Here is an 18,907-nt window from a genome sequence, read left to right on the forward strand (position 1 = left end):
GCCGTGATCGGCGTACCCGAAGGGGGTCTGCGCTCGGCGCAGGCCCCCTTCGGGCTGTTTCCGCTCGGTCAGCGGACGACCTTGATGTTGAAGATAGCGGGGCGGGCGAGTGGTCGCGGCGGCGGTGAAGAGGTGCACGGCCAGGTCGGCCAGGGCCGTGGCGGTCTGGTCGATCGGGGATGGCGGGAGCACGATGTGGCTCGCCGTCCCGCCCAGCGTCCGCCGTGCGCCCTGCGAGGGGCGGGCTCGCCGTCCCGCCCAGCGTCCGCCGTGCGCCCTGCGAGGGGCGGGCTCGCCGTCCCGCCCAGCGCCCGCCGTGCGCCCCGCGCTGGGCGGGTCGCCGTCCCGCCCAGCGCCCGCTGCGCGCCCCCGCCCCAGCGCCCGCCGCCCCCCGGCAAATGCGGGCCGCGCGCCCGCCCTACGCCGCTCGCGCGGCGCGGCGCCTCCCGGGCGCGGCGGGGACCCGCGTGGCGCATAGGATGTGCGGTCATGGCACGCGTGCTCACTCCCCGTGCGGAGGATTTCCCCCGCTGGTACCAGGACCTGATCGCCAAGGCGAAGCTGGCCGACAACGGCCCGGTTCGCGGCACCATGGTCATCCGCCCGGCCGGCTACGCCATCTGGGAACGGATGCAGGCCGAGATGGACGCCCGGATCAAGGCGGCGGGTGCGGAGAACGCGTACTTCCCGCTCTTCATCCCGGAGAGCTACCTCAAGCGTGAGGCCGAGCACGTCGAGGGTTTCTCGCCGGAGCTGGCGGTCGTCACGCACGGTGGTGGCAAGCCGCTCGCCGAGCCGGTGGTGGTGCGTCCCACCAGCGAGACGGTGATCGGCGAGTTCATGGCCAAGTGGATCGACTCGTACCGGGACCTGCCGCTACTGCTCAACCAGTGGGCGAACGTGGTCCGGTGGGAGCTGCGTCCGCGGATCTTCCTGCGGACCAGCGAGTTCCTCTGGCAGGAGGGGCACACCGCGCACGCCACCCGTGAGGACGCCCGGGCGTACGCGCGGCGGATCCTGCACGAGGCGTACGAGGATCTGATGGTCAACGTGATCGGCATCCCGGTCGTGGTGGGCCTGAAGACCGCGCGCGAGCGGTTCGCCGGGGCGACTGCCACGTACACCTGTGAAGGCATGATGGGCGACGGCAAGGCCCTCCAGTTGGGCACCAGTCACGAGCTGGGGCAGAACTTCGCCAAGGCGTTCGACATCAGCTACTCCTCCAAGGAGGGCGGCCGGGAGCACGCCTGGACCACCTCCTGGGGCACGTCGACCCGGATGCTCGGCGGCCTGATCATGGCGCACGGCGACGACAACGGTCTGCGCGTGCCGCCGAAGCTGGCCCCGATCCAGGCGTACGTCATGATCGTCAAGGACGGCGACGGCGTGGGCGAGGCGGCGGCCAAGCTGCGCGACGGCCTGCGTGACGCCGGTGTCCGGGTCGCGCTCGACGACCGGACCGACACCGCGTTCGGCCGCCGGGCCGTCGACGCCGAGCTGCGTGGCTATCCGGTACGCGTCGAGGTCGGCCCCCGTGACCTGGCCGTCGGCAACGCGACAGTGGTGCGTCGTACCGACGGGTCGAAGTCCCCGACGCCGGTGGCCGACGTGGTCGCCGCGGTGCTTGCCGCGCTGGAGACCGACCAGCAGGTGCTGCACGACCAGGCGCTGGCCAACCGCGAGTCGCGCACCGTCGAGGTGTCGACGCTTGCCGAGGCGATCGAGGCGGCCGCCACCGGCTGGGCCAAGGTGCCGTGGTCGGCGGTCGGCGTGGCCGGCGAGGCCGAGGCCAACGGCCAGGGCGTCACGGTGCGCTGCCTGCTGCGCGCCGACGGCTCGGTACCGGACTCCGAGGACGAGCCCGACCTGATCGCCATCCTCGCCCGCGCCTACTGAGGCGTGTGGAAGGGCCCTTCCTGCGCCCGCGGCAGCGGAAGGGCCCCCTGTCAACAGCTCCGGAGGTGCTGCCGTGCGCTTTACGGCAGGTCGGCTGATCATGCACCGGAATGTGCGGCACGGCCGGATCGGCTGGGTCCGGCCGGGCCGCGTGGTCAGCGACGACGAGCGGGGCCTGCTGGTGTGGATCGCCCGGGACTCGCCGGTGGCCCACGAGGTGACCGAGGCCGGGCTGGGGATGCGGGCGATGCCCTTCGCCCAGTGGATCTCGTCGTCGTACCGGTTGGCGCACGGGCGCTGGAACGGCCCGCCGCTGCTGAAGTTCCTGCCCACCGGGGCGGCGCACTCCGTCTGGTGGTTCCGGGACGCGCAGGGCCGATTCGCCAACTGGTACGTCAACCTGGAGGAGCCCGGCGTCCGCTGGGACGACGGCCCGGTGGCCGGTGTCGACGTGGTGGACCAGGACCTCGACGTGGTGGTACGCCCGGACCTGAGCTGGGGCTGGAAGGACGAGGACGAGTTCGTCGAGCGCCTCGCCTTCGGTGCCGACTACTGGGTGACCGACGAGAAGGCGGTCCGCGCCGAGGGGGAGCGGGTGATCGCGCTCGCCGAGGCCGGTGAGTTCCCGTTCGACGGCACCTGGTGCGACTTCACCCCGCCAGCGGATTGGGACGTACCGGATGAACTGCCGCCAGGGTGGGACCGTCCGCCGGTGCGCTGAGAGGTGTTCCGGGTCACCGCCGGCCCGGTGTCCGGGTCCGATGCGCGAGATCGACGGCGGATCTGGCAGAATGGGTCGCTGGTATCCGGCGCGCGTCCGGCGCCCTCTAACCCGGGCACGTCGCTAGTCCACCGAGTAGTCTCCGGCCCAACCCCACGGGTCCGGTCGGCGCTCACCCATGCACACCGCCCATACGGGCCGGTGAGATCGCAACAGGAGCGAAACAACTGTGGCCGTAAAGATCCGGCTCCTGCGGATGGGCAAGATCCGCAACCCGCAGTACCGCATCGTCATCGCCGACTCGCGCACCAAGCGTGACGGTCGGGCGATCGAGTTCGTCGGGGTTTACCAGCCGAAGGAAGACCCTTCGGTCATCGAGGTCAAGTCGGAGCGGGTCCAGTACTGGCTGTCCGTCGGCGCTCAGCCGAGCGAGGCGGTGCAGCGGCTGCTGGAGCTGACCGGTGACTGGCAGAAGTACAAGGGCCTGCCGGCCCCGCCGCCGCTGCTCGTCGCCCCCGAGCGGGCCGACCGCAAGGCGGCGTACGAGGCTGAGGCGAAGGCCGCCGCCGGGCTCGCCCCGGAGACCCCGGCCAAGCCGGCCAAGAAGGCCGCCAAGGCTGCCGAGGCTCCGAAGACCGAGGCTGCGGCCGAGGCGCCGGCGACCGAGGCCCCGGCCGAGGCCCCCGCCGCCACTGCCGACGCCGGTGAGCAGGCCTGACATGCCTCTGCGTCCGGCGTTGGAGCACCTGGTCAAGGGCATCGTCGACCACCCGGACGACGTCCGGGTGCGGATGGTCGATTCCCGTCGGGGTAAGCGGCTCGAAGTCCGCGTACACCCCGAGGACCTTGGCACTGTGATCGGGCGGTCCGGTCGGACCGCCAAGGCGCTGCGCCAGGTGATCGGCTCCATCGGCGGGCGCGGGGTACGCGTCGACATCGTCGACTCGTACTGATGCAGCTCGTCATCGGAAGGATCGGCAAGCCGCACGGCGTTCGCGGTGAGGTCACCGTGGAAGTGCGGACCGACGAGCCTGAAGCACGGTTCGCCCCGGGTTCGGTGCTGCGCACCGAACCCGGGGCAACACCCCCGCCCATCACCGACGGGCCCGGGGTGCCGTTCCAGGTTCCCGCCGAGCTGACGATCGAGGATGCCCGCTTCCACCAGGGGCGGGTGCTTGTCGCGTTCGAGGGCATTCCGGACCGCAACACCGCCGAGGCGCTGCGCGGGACACTGCTCGTGGTGGACAGCGCCGACGTGGCCCCGCCGGACGACCCGGAGGAGTTCCACGACCACCAGTTGGTCGGGTTGGCAGTGGTGACCCCGGCCGGCGAACGGCTGGGCGAGGTGGCCCGGATCGACCACGCCCCCTCCTCGGACCTGCTGGTGCTGCGCCGCCCCGAGGGGCGCACCGCGTTGATCCCGTTCGTCCGGGCGATCGTTCCGGAGGTCGACCTGGCCGGTGGACGTGTGATCGTCGACCCGCCGGCCGGACTGCTCGATCTTTAGGACCACCCCCATGCGCGTCGACGTCGTGTCGATCTTTCCGGAGTACTTCGCCCCGCTGGAGCTGTCGCTGATCGGTCGGGCGCGGGCCAACGGCGTACTCCAGCTTGCCGTGCACGACCTGCGGACCTGGACCCACGACGTGCACCGCACCGTCGACGACACCCCCTACGGCGGCGGGCCGGGGATGGTGATGCGCCCGGAGCCGTGGGGGGAGGCGCTGGACGCGCTCGCGCCGGCCGCGGCCCCGCCGCCCCGGCTGCTGGTGCCGTCGCCGGCCGGCGCGCCGTTCACCCAGGCCATGGCGTACGAGTTGGCGGCCGAGTCGCACCTGCTCTTCGCCTGCGGCCGGTACGAGGGCATCGACCAGCGGGTGTTGTCGCACGCCGCCACCCGGATGCCGGTGACCGAGGTCTCGCTCGGTGACTACGTGCTCTTCGGCGGCGAGGTAGCGGTCCTGGTGATGCTTGAGGCGGTCACCCGACTGCTGCCGGGGGTGCTCGGCAACGCGGGCTCGCTTGACGAGGAGTCGCACGCGCACGGGCTGCTGGAGGCGCCGATCTACACCAAGCCGCCGAGTTGGCGCGGGCACGACGTGCCGGAGGTGCTCCGCTCCGGTGACCACGGCAAGATCGCCCGCTGGCGGCGCGAGGAGGGTCTGCTGCGGACCGCGGCTCGCCGCCCTGACCTGCTCGCCGCGCTGCCGGCGGATCGGCTCGACAAACGGGACATCGCGGCCCTGGACCGGGCCGGATTTCAGCTGCCACCGGGGGATGTGGCAAAGTAGGGGGGTTGCCGCATCCGTCCGCGCCCGCGGGCGGCTGCGAGGATCTCCGATCGGGGTCGGCCCGCCGACCACCTGGGGATCAGAATCACCCATCCGCGCACCGAGTGACGGTGTGCCGTGAGCCTTACGAGGACGCAGCGATGAACATCCTGGACGCCCTTGACGCCCAGTCGAAGCGGACCGACCTTCCCGACTTCCGGGCCGGTGACACCGTCAAGGTGCACGCCCGCGTCGTCGAGGGCAACCGGTCCCGTGTCCAGATCTTCCAGGGCGTCGTGATCCGCCGCCAGGGCGACGGTCTGCGCGAGACCTTCTCGGTCCGCAAGGTCAGCTTCGGCGTCGGCGTCGAGCGCACCTACCCGATCAACGGTCCGGGCATCGACCGGATCGAGGTCGTGACCCGCGGTGACGTGCGTCGCGCCAAGCTGTACTACCTGCGCGAGCTGCGCGGCAAGAAGGCCAAGATCAAGGAGAAGCGGGAGAAGCAGCCCAGCTGACTTCCCGCTCGCCACGCCGCCTGAGCTGCGCGTATGCCGTAACGACCAGATCGCACTACCCTGGTCGTCACGGGCGCAGCATGGCGGCGGGCCCGCCCATCGGGGCGGGTAGCCGTCCACTGCCGCCCGTGGAGCCTCGACGAGGCTCCCGGGCGGTGGTGTTTCTGCGGACCGGGGAGTGGCGTGGTGCAGACGCTTGACGAGGACGGCACCGTTGATCCGTGGCGCCGACGCGCCCGCCGTGGCCGCCGGCAGATGCCGCTCTGGCAGGAGCTTCCGCTGCTGCTCGTGGTGGCGTTCTGCCTCGCGGTGCTGATTCGCACCTTCCTGCTCCAGGCGTTCTTCATCCCGTCCGGCTCGATGGAGGACACCCTCCTCATCGGTGACCGGGTGCTTGTCAACAAGGTCGTCTACGACGTCCGGGACCCGGCCCGCGGCGAGGTGGTGGTCTTCCGGGGCACCGACCGCTGGGCGCCGCAGGTCGACGAGCAGCCGGAGCCGGGCTTCGTCGGCAAGCTGACCCGGACCGTCGGCGACCTGGTCGGCGTGAGCCGTCCCGGTGAGAAGGACTTCATCAAGCGGGTGATCGGTCTCCCCGGCGACCGGGTCAAATGCTGCGACAGCCAGGGGCGGGTGACTGTCAACGGCACGCCCCTCGACGAGCCGTACGTCCTGCGGGACTCCCCGCTGGACCTGCCGCCCAACCCGTCGGAGTGCCGCTCCCGGCGCTTCGACGAGGTCGTCGTACCGCCCGGTCAGATCTTCGTGATGGGCGACCACCGCGAGGTCTCCCAGGACGCGCGCTGCCAGGGCCCGGTGCCGATCGACAACGTGGTCGGCCGGGCGTTCATGGTGGTCTGGCCCTCGTCGCGGTGGAACCCGCTGTCGGTGCCGGCGACGTTCGACGACGTGCCCGCCCCGGGCACGGCATCCTCGGGCGCGCCCCCGGTGCGACCGACCCCGCAGGGTGGTGTGTTGCTGATCCTGCCGTTGGCGGCCGCACTACGTGCTTCCCGCGCGTTCCGGTCGATGACGTCCAGTTCGGCAACGTAGGCTCCTTGGCGTGATTGACGAGCAGACCGACAAGCCGCGCAGCTCCTTCTGGAAGGAGCTGCCGATCCTGCTGGGTGTGGCGATCCTGGTCGCGGTGCTGGTCCGCGCCTTTGTGCTGCAGACCTTCTTCATCCCCTCCCCGTCCATGGAAAACACTCTCAAGATCGATGACCGGGTGCTGGTCAACAAGCTGGTCTACGACTTCCGTTCGCCGCACCGGGGCGAGGTGATCGTTTTCAAGGCTCCGATCGAGTGGAGCGGCAACCCCGAGGGTGAGGACTTCATCAAGCGGGTGATCGGCGTTCCCGGTGATCACGTGGTCTGCTGCGACCCGCAGGAACGGCTGATGATCAACGGCAAGTCGCTGGACGAGCCGTACATCTTCTCCATGGACGGGGTCCGCGACAAGCCGGCCGACCAGGAGTTCGACATCACCGTGCCGAAGGGCCGGCTGTGGGTGATGGGCGACCACCGCTCGGCCTCCGGTGACTCGCTGGAGCACTGGCAGCAGTCCGGGCAGAACATCACCGAGGCCACCATCCCCGAGGACGACGTGGTCGGGCGGGCGTTCACCGTCTTCTGGCCGGTCAGCCGGGCCACCTGGCTGACGGTGCCCGACCAGTTCGACGGCATTCCCAAGCCGTAGACCGGCGGGGCGTGGGCGATCCGCCGTCGGTCTGGCAGGCTGGGGCGGTGAACGTGAGCGCGAGGAATGAGCTTGCGAGCCCCGCAGTCGCGAACAGCGGCGACCGTGTCTACACCTCTCGACGCGCGGCCCGCGTGCTGCTCGTCGACACGGCGGGCCGGGTCCTGCTGTTCGAGGGCTTCGACCCGACCCGACCCGGCCACCGCTACTGGTTCACCCCGGGCGGCGGGCTCGACCCGGACGAGTCCCCGGCGGCGGGCGCGGCCCGCGAGTTGGCCGAGGAGACCGGGCTGCGGGTGGACCCGGCCGAGCTGGGCGAGCCGGTCTGGTCCGACGCGACGGAGTTCCCGTTCGACGGCACGTGGTACCGCCAGGCGCAGGATTTCTTCCTCCTCAGGGTGCCGTCCTGGCAGGTGGACACGGTCGGCTTCACCGACGTCGAGAAGCGCAGCATCGCCGGGCACCGCTGGTGGCTGCCCGACGACCTGGCGGCCAGCGGCGAACGCTTCTATCCGCCCGAGTTGCCCGCCCTGCTGACCCGGCTGGGGCGGTCGACCACCACCGACCGGAACGAGGCGTCGTGCTGACCCCACCGCGCACCGTCGTGCGCCGCGAGGCCGGCCTGTACGCCCTGGAGCGGGCGCTGCAACGGCGAGGCTTCCGGCACGTCGCCGGCGCCGACGAGGCCGGCCGCGGCGCGTGCGCCGGTCCGCTCGTCGCCGCCGCCGCAGTGTTGCCCGAAGGCCGGCCCGGCGAGATCGAGGGGCTGGCCGACTCGAAGCTGCTCACCCCGGCCAGCCGGGAACGGGTGTACGCCGAGGTGGTGGACCGGGCGCTCGCGTACGCAGTGGTGGTCATCCCCGCCGAGGAGGTGGACGCCCGCGGGCTGCACGTGTGCAACCTGGCCGCGATGCGCCGGGCGCTCGCCTCCCTCAGCACCCGCCCGGAGTACGTGCTTACCGACGGCTTCGGCGTGGACGGCCTGGGCGTGCCCGGCCTGGCGGTGTGGAAGGGTGACCGGGTGGCGGCGTGCGTCGCGGCGGCCAGCGTGCTCGCCAAGGTCACCAGGGACCGGCTGATGGTCGAGCTGGACGCGGTGTTCCCGGCGTACGGCTTCGCCGAGCACAAGGGGTACATCACCCCGGAGCACTCGGCGGCGCTGCGCGAGCACGGGCCGTGCCAGGAGCACCGGTTCTCGTACGTCAATGTCGCAGCGGTCTCCGGCCGCGACGGACGGCCGCCGCGCGCCAGACGTCCCGGCGGATTCGACCGGGAAGAGCCGATGGAGCGCTCCGGGGCGTCAGGGGGTACCGTCGGCGTGGCGTTGGGCGAGCAGCCTCGGCCTCAGACGTCGGTGGGGGAAGATGTGGCCATGGAAGGCGGAGTGCGATGAGCGCGGAAGATCTCGAGAAGTACGAGACCGAGATGGAGCTGCAGCTCTACCGGGAGTACCGCGACATTGTCCGCCAATTCTCGTACGTGGTGGAGACGGAGCGTCGGTTCTACCTGGCCAACCAGGTCGACCTGCACGTGCGCAACTCCGACGGCGAGGTCTACTTCGAGGTCGAGATGCACGACGCCTGGGTGTGGGACATGTACCGTCCCGCCCGTTTCGTCAAGAACGTCCGGGTGATGACCTTCAAGGACGTCAACGTCGAGGAGTTGGAGAAGCCCGACATCTCGTTGCCGGCCGACTCCGGCTTCGGCGGCTGACCGCGCCCGGCTGCAACGCGGGCCCCCCACCCGTGGTGTAGCACCTGCCGCCGATCACTCGGCCGGCACCAGCACCTCGACCCGCTGCACCAGGTTGTTGGCGAAGCCGCCCCGGTTCCATGGCTGCTCGACCGGCTGGGTCCGCCCGGACGCGTCAGTCGCCCGCGCACCGAGCACGTGCCGGCCCGGGGTGGCGGTCCACTCGTACCGCCAGCGCCGCCAGGCGAAGTCGCCTGCCGCCGCCGGGTCCAGCTCGGCCGGCGTCCAGCTCTGCCCACCGTCGGTGGTGACCTCCACGGCCACCACCGGGGCGTGCCCGGACCAGGCCCTACCGTCCACTGTGCACGGGCCGGGGCGTACGACCCGGCGACGGGACATGAAGTCGGGAAAGCCGGGCGGGCGGACCAGCGCCCGCGGCTCGATCCGGGTGACCGGCACGCCCGGGTCGTCGGCGTCGGTGCGCACCCGGTAGGCCACCGCGTTCTGGTACCCCTCGAACGGCTCGGTCCGGACCTCGATCGAGTGCAGCCACTTGACGTGCGCCATGCCGTACCAGCCGGGCACGATCAGCCGCAGCGGAGCGCCGTGCTGGGGCAGCAGGGGAGCGCCGTTCATCTCGTACGCCAGCAGCACCTCCTCGCGCAGCGCGTCGGCAACCGGCAGCGCCCGCTGGTAGTCCTGCTCGACCCCGCGCTCGACCCCGTGATCGGCGCCGGTGAAGACCACCTCGACCGCGTCCGGCCCGAGGCCCGCCTCCCGCAGCAGCGGCGCGAGGGGGGTGCCCGTCCACTCGGCGTTGCCGACCGCCTCGACCAGCCACGGCTGGCTGACCGGGCGGGGGTGCAGCAGGGCTCGACCGTTTCCGGCGCACTCCAGGGTCACCTGCCGGGTGACCCGTGGCCGCTCCCGCAGGTCGGCGAGGCTTACCGTCAGTGGGCGGTCCACCGCGCCGCCGACGGTGAGCGTGTGCGCCGCCGCGTCGACCTCCGGAATGTCGTAGTGGATCAGCAGGTAGTGCAGCCCGGCGGGCGTGACGTCGTAGCGCAACGCCTCCAACGGGATGCCGTGGTTGCGGGCGGCGAGCTGCAACTCCTCGGCGCTTATCGCCTCGTCCGGCGCCGCGAGCCGGGACGGGCCGCTCACGTCGGCCACCGTCGGCGTCCGGTCATCGACAGTGGTCATGCCTGGGCCTCCCCGGTCCACACGGCGGCACCCGCCGTACGCCACCCAGCCTAGCCAGGCAGTGCGGCAGTGGACGACCGGCCGTACGAGCGGTCGACCTCGGTGCTGACGGCCGGGGAGCGACCCAGCGCGGCCGGCGTCTCCACGGCCCGGGCATAGCAGATCAGCGAATCTTCCGGGTGGTCGTCCACAGGACCGTTTGTTGTCCACAGCTTCCTCGGCCGGGCTGGCGGACGGCCCGGCTGCGGCCCGAGGCTGCTGTCATGCGACAGCCATCCGCACCGCGCATCGGCCCGGTCCACCATCCCGGGCTGCTCCGCGCCGCGCTTCCCCTCGCGCTGATCGTCCAGCTCTGCGGGCTGGTCGTGCTGGTCACGGCGGGCCCTCGCCGGGCACCGGTGCCCACCGTGCCGGCCGCGGCGCTGACGTCCGCCTCAGCGTCCGCCGGACGGTACCGCCCGCCTGTCGACGGTCCGCCTCGTCCGGTCCGCCGGTTCGACCCGCCGCCCCGACCGTGGCTGCCCGGTCACCGGGGCGTCGACCTGGCCGCGCCGGCCGGCGCGGTGGTCCGCAGCGCCGGTCCGGGCACCGTGCTCTTCGCCGGCCTGGTTGCCGGCCGACCGGTGATCACCGTGGGGCACCCCGACGGGCTGCGCACCACCCATGAGCCGGTGCGACCGACGGTGCGTCCCGGTCAACCGGTCGCCGCCGGCACGCCCCTCGGTGAGCTGCTGCCGGGCCACCCGGGTTGCCCCGCCGAAGCCTGCCTGCACTGGGGCCTGCGCCGGGGCGCGGACTATCTCGACCCGCTGGCACTGCTCGGCCTCGGCCCGGTGCGACTGCTGCCGGTCGGTGGGGCCGGCACCCGCGGGGTCAGCGCTGGGCGAGCAGCGCCGGCAGCCGCACGGCCAGCCGCTCGTACTCGTCGGCGACGTTGTAGACCTGACCGGTGAGCCGCAACCACCCACTGCCGTTCCAGCTCATCACCGCCACCTCGGCGGCGAGCCGTTCGCCGATCCGCGCCTGCAACGCCCGCGCCGCGTCGATGGTGGCGGCCGTCCCGGCCGGCAACGGGATGAGGCGCAGAGACACCCCCGGCCCGCCGGGGTCGGGCAGCTCGGCGGGGGGCACCTTCAGCGCTTCCCCCACCACCCGCTGGCCGTACGCGGCGAGTGCGGCGTTGTGCGCCCGTACCCGGTCGAGGCCGAGACTGCGCAGCGTGAACAGCCCGGCCGGGGCGGCCAGCCAGGACGTGTAGTCGAGCGTCGCCTGCCATTCGATCCGGGCCGGGAAGCCCGACTCCTGCTCCCAGGAGACCACGAGCGGCTCGATCCGGTCCCGCCACTGCGGTGCCACAGTCAGCAGCGCGGTACCGCGCGGGGCGTACGCCCACTTGTGCAGGTTGCCCACCCAGAAGTCGGCGCCGATGCTGGCCACCGTCGTGGCCAGCATCCCCGGGGCGTGCGCGGCGTCGACCAGGACCGGTGTGCCGTGTTCGCGGGCCACCCCGACGATGGCGGCGGTCGGGAAGAGCTTCGCGGTGGCCGAGGTGAGCTGGTCGACGACGAGCAGTCGGGTCCGGCCGGGGCGCAGGCCGTCGCGGACGATCTGCACGAGCTGATCGTCGGTCGCGGCCAGTGGAATCGGCAGGACCCGGCTGACCGCCCCGGTGCGGCGGCACTCGCGGTGGATGGCCAGGCTCACTGCCCCGTAGCCGTGGTCGGTGCTGAGCACCTCGTCGCCGGCCCGCAGGCCCATCGACTGGAGCACCACGGCGACACCGGTCGTCGTGTTGCCGACCAGGGCGCTGCCGTCCGGGTCGGCACCCAGGAACCCGGCGAGGTGTCGGCGGGTGTGGGCGATCCGGTCGACCAGCCCCTTGGTGAAGAAGCGCAGCGGGTTGGACTCCATCTCGTCACGCAGCCGCTGCTGGGCGCGCTGCACCCCGATCGGGACCGCGCCGAACGAGCCGTGGTTGAGGTGGCTGACCGCCGGGTCCAGGGAGAAGAGCAGGCGGGCGCCCGGAATCGGCTCAGGGGGCTGCGGGACGCTCACTTGATGATCGTAACCGCCGGCGCTCCCGCTCCGCGGAGCTTGATCAGGCGCGCGGGTGGGCCTGGCGGTAGGCGGCACGCAGCCGCTCCACCGAGACGTGCGTGTAGATCTGCGTGCTGGCCAACGACGAGTGGCCGAGCAGCTCCTGCACGGCGCGTAGGTCCGCACCACCTTCAAGCAGGTGGGTGGCCGCCGAGTGGCGTAGACCGTGCGGGCTCGTCCGGGGCAGACCGGCGGCCTCGGCGTACGCACCGACGATCTGACGTGCTGTCGTCGGATTGAGCCGACCACCCTGCGCGCCGAGCAGCAGCGCGTCCCCGGAGCGGTCGCCCACCAGCGCCGGGCGGCCCCGGCGCAGCCAGTCGTCGAGCGCCCGCTGGGCGGGTACCCCGTACGGCACCGAGCGCTCCCGTCCGCCCTTGCCGAACACCCGGATCACCCGTCGACCGCTGTCGACATCCCCGACGTCCAGCCCGCAGGCCTCACTGACCCGTACGCCGGTGGCGTACAGCAGCTCCAGCAGTACCCGGTCGCGCAATGGCACCGCGGTGTCCTTCGGTGCGGCCGCCGCCGAATCGGTGCGTGCGGGGCCGGTGCGGGCGAGGTCTGTGGCTGCGGACTCGGTGCCGGCTGGGCCGGTGCGGGCTGGGCCGGTGCGGGCTGGGTGCGGTAGGTCGGGGGGTGGCGGGTTGTTGGGCGGTGCTCGCCGGGCCGGCGCCTCGACCAACGCGGCCGCCTGGTCGGCGCGCAACACGCTCGGCAGGTCCCGGTGCGCACGCGGGCTGGCCAGCCCCGCACCGACGTCGACGGAGAGCAACCCGGCTCGGTGCGCCCAGGCGCTGAACGCCCGCGCCGACGCGGCCCGCCGCGCCAACGAGGTGCGCGCCGCACCAGTGGTGCGCTGCCGTGCCAGCCAGCTGCGCAGCACCGACAGGTCAAGCTCGGTCAGGTCGACGCAGCCCATCCGGACGGCATGGTCGAGCAGCGAGACCAGATCGGTGACGTACGCGCGGACGGTGTGCGTGGACCGGTTCCGCACCCGGGACAGGTGTTCGGCGAAGTCGTCGACGGCGTCCCGCAGCGCTGGCGGCAGCGCCTGGTGCATGGCCCGGGTACTCCGGTCGGGCCGGCTCATCGCGGACGCGCCGGTTCGTCGGCTCCGGCCCCCGCACTGGCAGCTGACACACCACCAGCCTACGGCGGACGGGTGCGCTCCACCGGTCACGACGATGCCGATGTCCGGGCGAGGACGCCCTCGGGGTGGTGTCGGAGTCCGTCGAAGGCAATAAGGTCATCCGCACCCGACTGTCACCTGTGGCGCCGACGTGCTGGGCGCGGGTGCGGCGGTCGTGATCGGTAACGCCCCTGACTGTTAGTGGGGAGTTGAGATCGATGAGCACACCGACCACTACCGAACCGACGCTGGCGGCGAGAAGCGTGGCATCGAACGCCGTCGCGAAGCTCGGCGTGCCGGTCCGGTGACCGCTGACTGGGAGCAGGTGACGAGGCTCGACCGGTCGGGCCTCGTCACTTGGCTGCTCTCTGCTGAGCCCGATCACGTGCAGTGGACGGGTAACGAGTGGTTGGGCGTTCTGCAACTGTTCACGACGCAACTCACTCAGGAGGGCGCCGAGGTTTCCCCGGTAGCTTGGCGGACCCACTCCGTCGCCTACGACGTGGTGCTCCGGCGGACCCAGGACACCAACGGCATCGACGAACATGAGGCGGCCGTCCGGCGGCTGCTCCTGACCAGCGTCGCCCTCGGCCACGCCCGCCCCACACCGGAGGTCGCGCTGCTGGACCCCCGGCACGCGATCGCCGCGTTCCGGGCCTGCCTGCCGATGCCGACGGAGGTGGCGGTACGCGTCGCGCCGCAGTGGCGTGAGTTGGCCCCAGCAGACCTACGCCGGCTGGTCCGCGCCGCGGGCCTGGTCACCGCGGCTGGCGCTCTCAAGCCGTACCTCGACGAATCCGACCCCGGCAGCAGCGACTTCGCGGCAGAACTTGCGGTGTGGGAGCGCGACGTCCTCGTCCAGCTCAGATCGGGGCCTCCCTCTTGCTGACCGTCGGCAGCGCGGCGAGGGCGTAACCGTCATCGCGACGGACCACCATCGACAACTCCTCAAGCAGGGACAGCTTGCGCATCGTGGTGCGCACGTCGAGACCGGCCCGGGTCGCGAGGGCGTCCACACCCCTGGCCCCTCGACGGGGTAACGCCTCCAGCAGTGCGCGCGCATCGTCGTCGAGCGTGTCGGCGGGCCGCTGTGGGCCCCGCGCCGGCGGAGCCAGGTCCGCGCCGATCCGGCCCACCTCCTCAAGTACGTGTGCCACACCGGTGACCAGCCGGGCCCTGGGGTTGTCGCGGAGGAACTCGTGCGCGCCGACAGACATCGCCGAGGTCACCGGCCCGGGCACCACCATTGCCGCCCGACGCGTGTACAAGGCTCGCCGCGTGGTCTGGGTCGCGCCACTGCGCGCCGACGCCTCCACCAGGACGGTGCCCAGGGTGCCCGCGGCGATCACCCGGTTGCGGATCAGGAACCGGGGCCGCAACGGCTCGGCGCCGGGCGGCCACTCGCTGACCAGCAACCCGGTGTCGGCGATCCGGTCGAAGAGTGCGGCGTTCCCCATCGGGTACGGCCGGTCCAGTCCACAGGCAAGCACCGCGACGGTCAGGCCACCGGCGTTCAGGGCACCCCGGTGGGCGGCGGCGTCGATGCCGAACGCGCCACCGGACACGACTGTCCAGTCCCGCTCGGCCAGGCCGTATCCCAACTCGGTAGCGACATGCTGCCCATACCCGGTGGCCGCCCGCGCCCCCACCACGGCCACCGAACGATCCAGGGCCTCGCCCAGCGGCCAGCCTCCGCGTACCCAGAAGCAGAGCGGTGGGGCGGTCTCACCGTCCACCCGGCGGGCGACGTCCGGCAGGCGCAGCGTGGCCAGGTCGGCGACCCGGGCCGGCCACTCCTCGTCCTCCGGCGTGACAAGTCGGGCACCGAGCCGGTCGGCGCGCTCAAGCGCCTCGGCCGCCACCGCCCGCGCGTCACCGCCGGCCAGTTTGGCCGCCACCGTGCTGCGCAGCCAGCCGTCCGGGCTGCCCCCGTCGAGCAGGAGGTTCAGGGTCGCCACCGGCCCGAGCCGTTCGACCAGGTGGTAGACCACGCGGGTGCCCGGCTCAGCCAGCCAGGTCAGCGCGACCCGGGCCAGCCTGCGCTCGTCGTCGGCACTCACATCGCTTCTCCCGTCCGGAGTTGGATCGCTTCCCGCACGTCGTCCCGGTCTGGCCGGTCCCGGCCGTCCAGGTCGGTGATGGTCCAGGCCATCCGGATCACCCGGTCGAAGCCGCGTGCCGACAGTGAGCCGGAGTCGAGCCGGCCGCGCAGCTCGGCGGTGACCCGGGCGGGCAGCCGCCACGGCGGTCGACGCAGATGCGGGCCGTCCACCTCGGCGTTGAGCCTTCGGCCGAGGACGGCCCAGCGGGCCGCTGCCGCCTGTCGGGCCGCCGCCACCCGCGCGGCGACCGTCGCGGACGACTCGACGTCGCCGTCGGGTGCCATCAACTCCGCCGCCCGCACGGGCATCAGCCGCACCTGTACGTCGATCCGGTCGAGCAGCGGCCCGGAGAGCCGGCCCAGGTAGCGACGACGGACCAACGCGGAGCACTCGCAATGGGAGTCGCCGGCCGGTTTCGCGCAGGGGCAAGGGTTGGCTGCCAGAACCAACTGGGTCCGGGCCGGGTAGACGGTGCCGCCACCGCTGCGGCTGAGCTGGATGTGACCGTGCTCCAAGGGTTGGCGCAATGCCTCCAACGCGCCCTTGCTGAACTCGGGCGCCTCGTCCAGAAACAACACGCCTCGGTGGGCCAGCGACACCGCGCCCGGCCGGGCCAGCCCCGAGCCGCCGCCGACCAGCGACGGCACCGTCGCGGTGTGGTGCGGTGCCTGAAACGGTGGGCGTCGCAGCAACCGACCGCCCGGCGGCAGCAGCCCCGCGACCGAGTGCAGCGCTGTCACCTCCAACGCCGCCTCGTCGTCCAACTCGGGCAGGATCGACGGTAGTCGTTCGGCGAGCATCGTCTTGCCGGCGCCCGGGGGACCGAGCAGTGCCACGTGGTGCCCACCGGCGGCGGCCACCTCCAACGCACGTCGGCCCACCTGCTGCCCGGCGACGTCGGCGAGATCCGGCCCGCCGACGACAGGTGTCGGCGCGGCTGCCGGTGGCTCGATCAGCGGGGTGCCGTCGCGGACGAAGGAGACCAGCCGGTGCAGGTGGTCCACCGCTCGCACCAGTACCCCGGGGATGACCGCGGCCTCGGCGGCGTTGCCGACCGGGACGACCACCCGCTCGACGCCGGCCTGGGCCGCGGCGGCGACCATCGGGAGCACGCCGCGCACCGGCCGGACCGTGCCGTCGAGCCCCAACTCGCCGAGGACCACCACACCCTCCAGCGGAAGCAGCGGCAGCTCACCCGAGCCGCCCAACAGAGCGGCGGCGATGGCCAGGTCGAAGGCCGAGCCGAACTTCGGCAGCGTGGCGGGCAGCAGGTTGAGGGTGATCCGCCGGTTGGGCCAGCGTTGACCGGAGTTGACCACCGCGGCGCGGACGCGGTCGCGGGCCTCGTGCAGAGCGGTGTCCGGCAGGCCGGAGATCACCACTGCCGGCAGGCCGGCGGCCAGGTCGGCCTCCACCTCGACCAGGTGGCCGGTCACCCCGACCAGACCCACGCAGAGCACCTTCGCGTAGCTCATGACGCCGTCACCGGCCCTTCGGCGTACGCATCTCAGAACGCGCCCTTGAGGTGGTCGACCTGCGCCGGGCCGGCCTCGGGCAGCCGCACCGACAGCACGTCGAAACGCACCTCCTCGGCGGTCGTGCCGGTCTCGGTCAGCCAGCGCGCGGCGAGCCCCCGCAGCCGGCGGGCCTTGGCCGGTACGACCGCCTCGGCCGGGGTGCCGAAACCGTCACCCCGGCGGGTCTTCACTTCGCAGAAGGCGAGCACCGGCCCGTCCCAGGCGATGATGTCGATCTCCCCGGCCGGACAGCGCCAGTTTCGGGCGATCGGGCGCAGCCCGGCCTCGGTCAGGTGCCGAACGGCGCACCGCTCCCCGTACGCGCCGACTGCCTGGTTCCGCTTCGTCATGGACGGCACGGTGCCTGCCGGAGTGCGAACACCGCGACCCCCAGGGAAGATCGACTGTGGATAACCACTGCGCTGTGGACGACCACCCGATCAAGCCCACGCTGTGCTAGGGCGCCTCGGGCACGAACGAACCGGTCAGCGACTTCCAGCCCGGCACAGCTCGCGGACACCGCCGCCGGTGCCGGGCGGCAGGACCGGCTGACAATGGCGCCGTTCACCATGATCAGGTGATGGAAAGTAGTCGCCAGGCCGGCTGCGGACCTACTTTTCAGCACCTGATCAACGCTCGCGGAGGCGGCGGCGCGTTCCCTTTGCGGGTCGTCCGGTCGCGGTGATCATCGAACGGGAGGCCGCGGCGGGTCGGGCCGAAATGGCGCGGGCGTGGCCGGTCGCATACGGTGCCTGACGTGGACGGACGACGGAGTTTCCCGGAAGATCAGGAGTCGCGCTGGTACCCCGACGAGCGGGGTCACGGTTACGGCGAGTCGGAGTGGCGCGCCGCGGGCGAACCGCGGTACCGGGACGAGGTTCCCGAGCAGCGTGGGCCCGACGGGACCCGCTCCGTCGAGGACACCGGCGTCGGCCGACGCCGGGAGCCGGACTCCGGGCGCTTCGGCGCGGTGGACGCGGGCCGGTTCGGTGGTGCTGGGGAGTCGGACTCGGGTCGGTTGAGCGCGGTGGACGCGGGCCGGTTCGGTGGTGCTCCGGAGTCGGACTCGGGTCGCTTCGGTGCGGTGGACGCCCAGCCCGGCCGGTTCGGTGCGGGCGAACCCGACTCGGGACGGTTCGGCGCGGTCGACCCGTTGGCTGACGTTCGGCCGGAGACCGAGGCATACCGGGTGACCCGGTCTCGGCGGGCTGACCGGGACCCGTCGGAGATTTCCGGAGAGCTTCCCGGTCGTCGGGCCGCCCGGGAGTCGGCCGCGACGGACGCGCCGTTGACCGTCGGCCGTGAGGAGGCCGTCCGTTCGGCGACGCCGGTCGCCGAGACGCCGCCCGGTGTGCTCGCCGACCAGGTCCGTCCCGCCCCGCTCAGCGGGTATCCGATCATCGAGCCCACCCGGGGCGGCGGCGAGACGCCGCATCCGTTGGACATGCCGACCGGTCCGATGCCGGGCATCGGACCCCGCCCCGAGTTGCCCACCGCCGAGCCGTCGGTGTATCCGCCGACCGCCGATGGCGTCTACCGGACCCGTCGGCCGGTGCTGGCCGTACTCTTCGCCCTGCTGGTGTTGATCTTCGAGGTTCCCGCGCTGCGGGTGCTGCTCGCGGGCGTGACCGGCGATCCGGTGGACGCCGGGAACGTCGTGGTCGGTATCGCCCTGGTGGCGGGGCTGCCGATCTTCGCGATCGGGCTCTACGGGCTCCGAACCGGAGGTCTGGCGCTCTCCGACACCGGCCGGGGCTGGCTGCGTCCACCGACTGCCTACCTGACCGTCGGCCTGGTGCTCTTCGTCGCCGCCGCGCTCGCCGTCGGCTGACCTCTGAGCCAAGCGCCCGGGCCCACCCGGCCCGGCGGGACCGCCCTCGCCCCGCCCGCCCTCGCCCTGCCCGCCCTCGCCCTGCCCGCAGGCATGATCGACTCGGTTTCCTGGAAATCGCGGTGTCCACGCCAGGCGGTTTCAAGTGGCGGTTGCAACCAGGTGTTTGTGGAGTACCTCGGCTGGATTTTGCCAGTCGAGGGTTTGGCGTGGTCGTCCGTTGAGTTCG

Annotated in this window: 22 protein-coding genes and 1 pseudogene; 15 read left to right on the plus strand and 8 right to left on the minus strand. The window is 72.5% G+C overall.

What is annotated here, in order from left to right:
• Positions 1–192: pseudogene (locus AB0B85_RS33035) on the minus strand (hypothetical protein); the annotation flags it as partial.
• 297 nt (positions 193–489) lie between these two features.
• Here AB0B85_RS33035 and proS point away from each other — a divergent pair.
• From proS to AB0B85_RS33095, 12 genes are all read left to right on the plus strand, one after another.
• Complete coding sequence (proS, locus tag AB0B85_RS33040; RefSeq protein ID WP_357413609.1) at positions 490–1,896, plus strand: proline--tRNA ligase; 1,407 nt, start codon at positions 490–492, stop codon at positions 1,894–1,896.
• A 73-nt stretch (positions 1,897–1,969) separates the two neighbouring features.
• Entirely contained in the window at positions 1,970–2,617 is a 648-nt protein-coding gene (locus AB0B85_RS33045; protein ID WP_357413611.1) for a DUF402 domain-containing protein, read from the plus strand.
• Positions 2,618–2,846: 229 nt separating this feature from the next.
• The gene (rpsP, locus tag AB0B85_RS33050) at positions 2,847–3,335 is read left to right on the plus strand and encodes a 30S ribosomal protein S16 (protein WP_357413613.1); all 489 of its coding nucleotides are present in this window, start codon (positions 2,847–2,849) and stop codon (positions 3,333–3,335) included.
• Positions 3,310–3,570 carry an RNA-binding protein gene (locus AB0B85_RS33055; protein WP_172862164.1) on the plus strand — a complete coding sequence of 87 codons (261 nt, stop codon included), beginning with the start codon at positions 3,310–3,312 and terminating at the stop codon, positions 3,568–3,570. The genes rpsP and AB0B85_RS33055 overlap by 26 nt, the downstream gene beginning before the upstream one ends.
• Positions 3,570–4,124, plus strand: coding sequence for a ribosome maturation factor RimM (rimM, locus tag AB0B85_RS33060; protein WP_357413615.1), 555 nt, complete (start codon positions 3,570–3,572; stop codon positions 4,122–4,124). The genes AB0B85_RS33055 and rimM overlap by 1 nt, the downstream gene beginning before the upstream one ends.
• Positions 4,125–4,134: 10 nt before the next feature.
• Positions 4,135–4,908 (plus strand): tRNA (guanosine(37)-N1)-methyltransferase TrmD, encoded by a 774-nt coding sequence (gene trmD / locus AB0B85_RS33065; RefSeq protein WP_357413617.1) that lies wholly within the window; start codon positions 4,135–4,137, stop codon positions 4,906–4,908.
• Positions 4,909–5,048: 140 nt separating this feature from the next.
• Positions 5,049–5,405 (plus strand): 50S ribosomal protein L19, encoded by a 357-nt coding sequence (gene rplS / locus AB0B85_RS33070; protein ID WP_030487486.1) that lies wholly within the window; start codon positions 5,049–5,051, stop codon positions 5,403–5,405.
• Positions 5,406–5,588: 183 nt separating this feature from the next.
• On the plus strand, positions 5,589–6,458 hold the full coding sequence (lepB, locus tag AB0B85_RS33075) for a signal peptidase I (RefSeq protein WP_357413619.1): 870 nt from the start codon (positions 5,589–5,591) through the stop codon (positions 6,456–6,458).
• Between the two features lie 10 nt (positions 6,459–6,468).
• The gene (lepB, locus tag AB0B85_RS33080) at positions 6,469–7,104 is read left to right on the plus strand and encodes a signal peptidase I (protein ID WP_357413621.1); all 636 of its coding nucleotides are present in this window, start codon (positions 6,469–6,471) and stop codon (positions 7,102–7,104) included.
• A gap of 47 nt (positions 7,105–7,151) precedes the next feature.
• Entirely contained in the window at positions 7,152–7,691 is a 540-nt protein-coding gene (locus AB0B85_RS33085; RefSeq protein WP_357413623.1) for an NUDIX domain-containing protein, read from the plus strand.
• Positions 7,685–8,497, plus strand: a complete 813-nt coding sequence (locus AB0B85_RS33090) for a ribonuclease HII (RefSeq protein ID WP_357413625.1) — start codon at positions 7,685–7,687, stop codon at positions 8,495–8,497. The genes AB0B85_RS33085 and AB0B85_RS33090 overlap by 7 nt, the downstream gene beginning before the upstream one ends.
• The gene (locus AB0B85_RS33095; RefSeq protein WP_007075222.1) at positions 8,494–8,817 is read left to right on the plus strand and encodes a DUF2469 domain-containing protein; all 324 of its coding nucleotides are present in this window, start codon (positions 8,494–8,496) and stop codon (positions 8,815–8,817) included. Before AB0B85_RS33090 ends, AB0B85_RS33095 begins: the two co-directional genes overlap by 4 nt.
• 54 nt (positions 8,818–8,871) lie before the next feature.
• On the opposite strand, the gene AB0B85_RS33100 is transcribed toward AB0B85_RS33095, so the two are convergent.
• Positions 8,872–9,999 carry a sulfite oxidase gene (locus AB0B85_RS33100; RefSeq protein WP_357413627.1) on the minus strand — a complete coding sequence of 376 codons (1,128 nt, stop codon included), beginning with the start codon at positions 9,997–9,999 and terminating at the stop codon, positions 8,872–8,874.
• A gap of 50 nt (positions 10,000–10,049) precedes the next feature.
• The gene (locus AB0B85_RS33105; protein WP_357413629.1) at positions 10,050–10,190 is read right to left on the minus strand and encodes a hypothetical protein; all 141 of its coding nucleotides are present in this window, start codon (positions 10,188–10,190) and stop codon (positions 10,050–10,052) included.
• 72 nt (positions 10,191–10,262) lie between these two features.
• Here AB0B85_RS33105 and AB0B85_RS33110 point away from each other — a divergent pair, with 72 nt between their 5' ends.
• Entirely contained in the window at positions 10,263–10,952 is a 690-nt protein-coding gene (locus tag AB0B85_RS33110; RefSeq protein WP_357413631.1) for a M23 family metallopeptidase, read from the plus strand.
• Here the strand turns inward: AB0B85_RS33110 and AB0B85_RS33115 are convergent.
• Both AB0B85_RS33115 and AB0B85_RS33120 read right to left on the minus strand, forming a co-directional pair.
• Positions 10,873–12,054: an aminotransferase class V-fold PLP-dependent enzyme gene (locus AB0B85_RS33115; RefSeq protein ID WP_357413633.1), complete on the minus strand. Its 1,182-nt coding sequence runs from the start codon at positions 12,052–12,054 to the stop codon at positions 10,873–10,875. The two genes, AB0B85_RS33110 and AB0B85_RS33115, sit on opposite strands and share 80 nt — an antisense overlap.
• Positions 12,055–12,097: 43 nt before the next feature.
• A complete protein-coding gene (locus AB0B85_RS33120; RefSeq protein WP_357413635.1) occupies positions 12,098–13,189 on the minus strand; it encodes a tyrosine recombinase XerC in 1,092 nt (363 codons plus the stop codon).
• 343 nt (positions 13,190–13,532) lie between these two features.
• Here AB0B85_RS33120 and AB0B85_RS33125 point away from each other — a divergent pair, with 343 nt between their 5' ends.
• Positions 13,533–14,117, plus strand: a complete 585-nt coding sequence (locus AB0B85_RS33125; RefSeq protein WP_357413637.1) for a hypothetical protein — start codon at positions 13,533–13,535, stop codon at positions 14,115–14,117.
• Here the strand turns inward: AB0B85_RS33125 and AB0B85_RS33130 are convergent.
• Genes AB0B85_RS33130 through AB0B85_RS33140 form a run of 3 tightly spaced genes read right to left on the minus strand, consistent with a single transcriptional unit; the run spans position 14,092 to position 17,197 of the window.
• Positions 14,092–15,288, minus strand: coding sequence for a DNA-processing protein DprA (locus AB0B85_RS33130; protein WP_357413639.1), 1,197 nt, complete (start codon positions 15,286–15,288; stop codon positions 14,092–14,094). The genes AB0B85_RS33125 and AB0B85_RS33130 overlap by 26 nt on opposite strands.
• Entirely contained in the window at positions 15,285–16,805 is a 1,521-nt protein-coding gene (locus AB0B85_RS33135) for a YifB family Mg chelatase-like AAA ATPase (protein WP_357413641.1), read from the minus strand. The genes AB0B85_RS33130 and AB0B85_RS33135 overlap by 4 nt, the downstream gene beginning before the upstream one ends.
• A gap of 32 nt (positions 16,806–16,837) precedes the next feature.
• Positions 16,838–17,197, minus strand: a complete 360-nt coding sequence (locus AB0B85_RS33140; protein WP_357413643.1) for a YraN family protein — start codon at positions 17,195–17,197, stop codon at positions 16,838–16,840.
• A gap of 407 nt (positions 17,198–17,604) precedes the next feature.
• On the opposite strand from AB0B85_RS33140, the gene AB0B85_RS33145 reads away from it, so the two are divergent.
• Positions 17,605–18,678 carry a hypothetical protein gene (locus AB0B85_RS33145; RefSeq protein WP_357413645.1) on the plus strand — a complete coding sequence of 358 codons (1,074 nt, stop codon included), beginning with the start codon at positions 17,605–17,607 and terminating at the stop codon, positions 18,676–18,678.
• Positions 18,679–18,907: the final 229 nt, after the last annotated feature.

Source organism: Micromonospora sp. NPDC049044 (assembly GCF_040649215.1).
In the GTDB taxonomy this organism is placed as follows: domain Bacteria; phylum Actinomycetota; class Actinomycetes; order Mycobacteriales; family Micromonosporaceae; genus Micromonospora.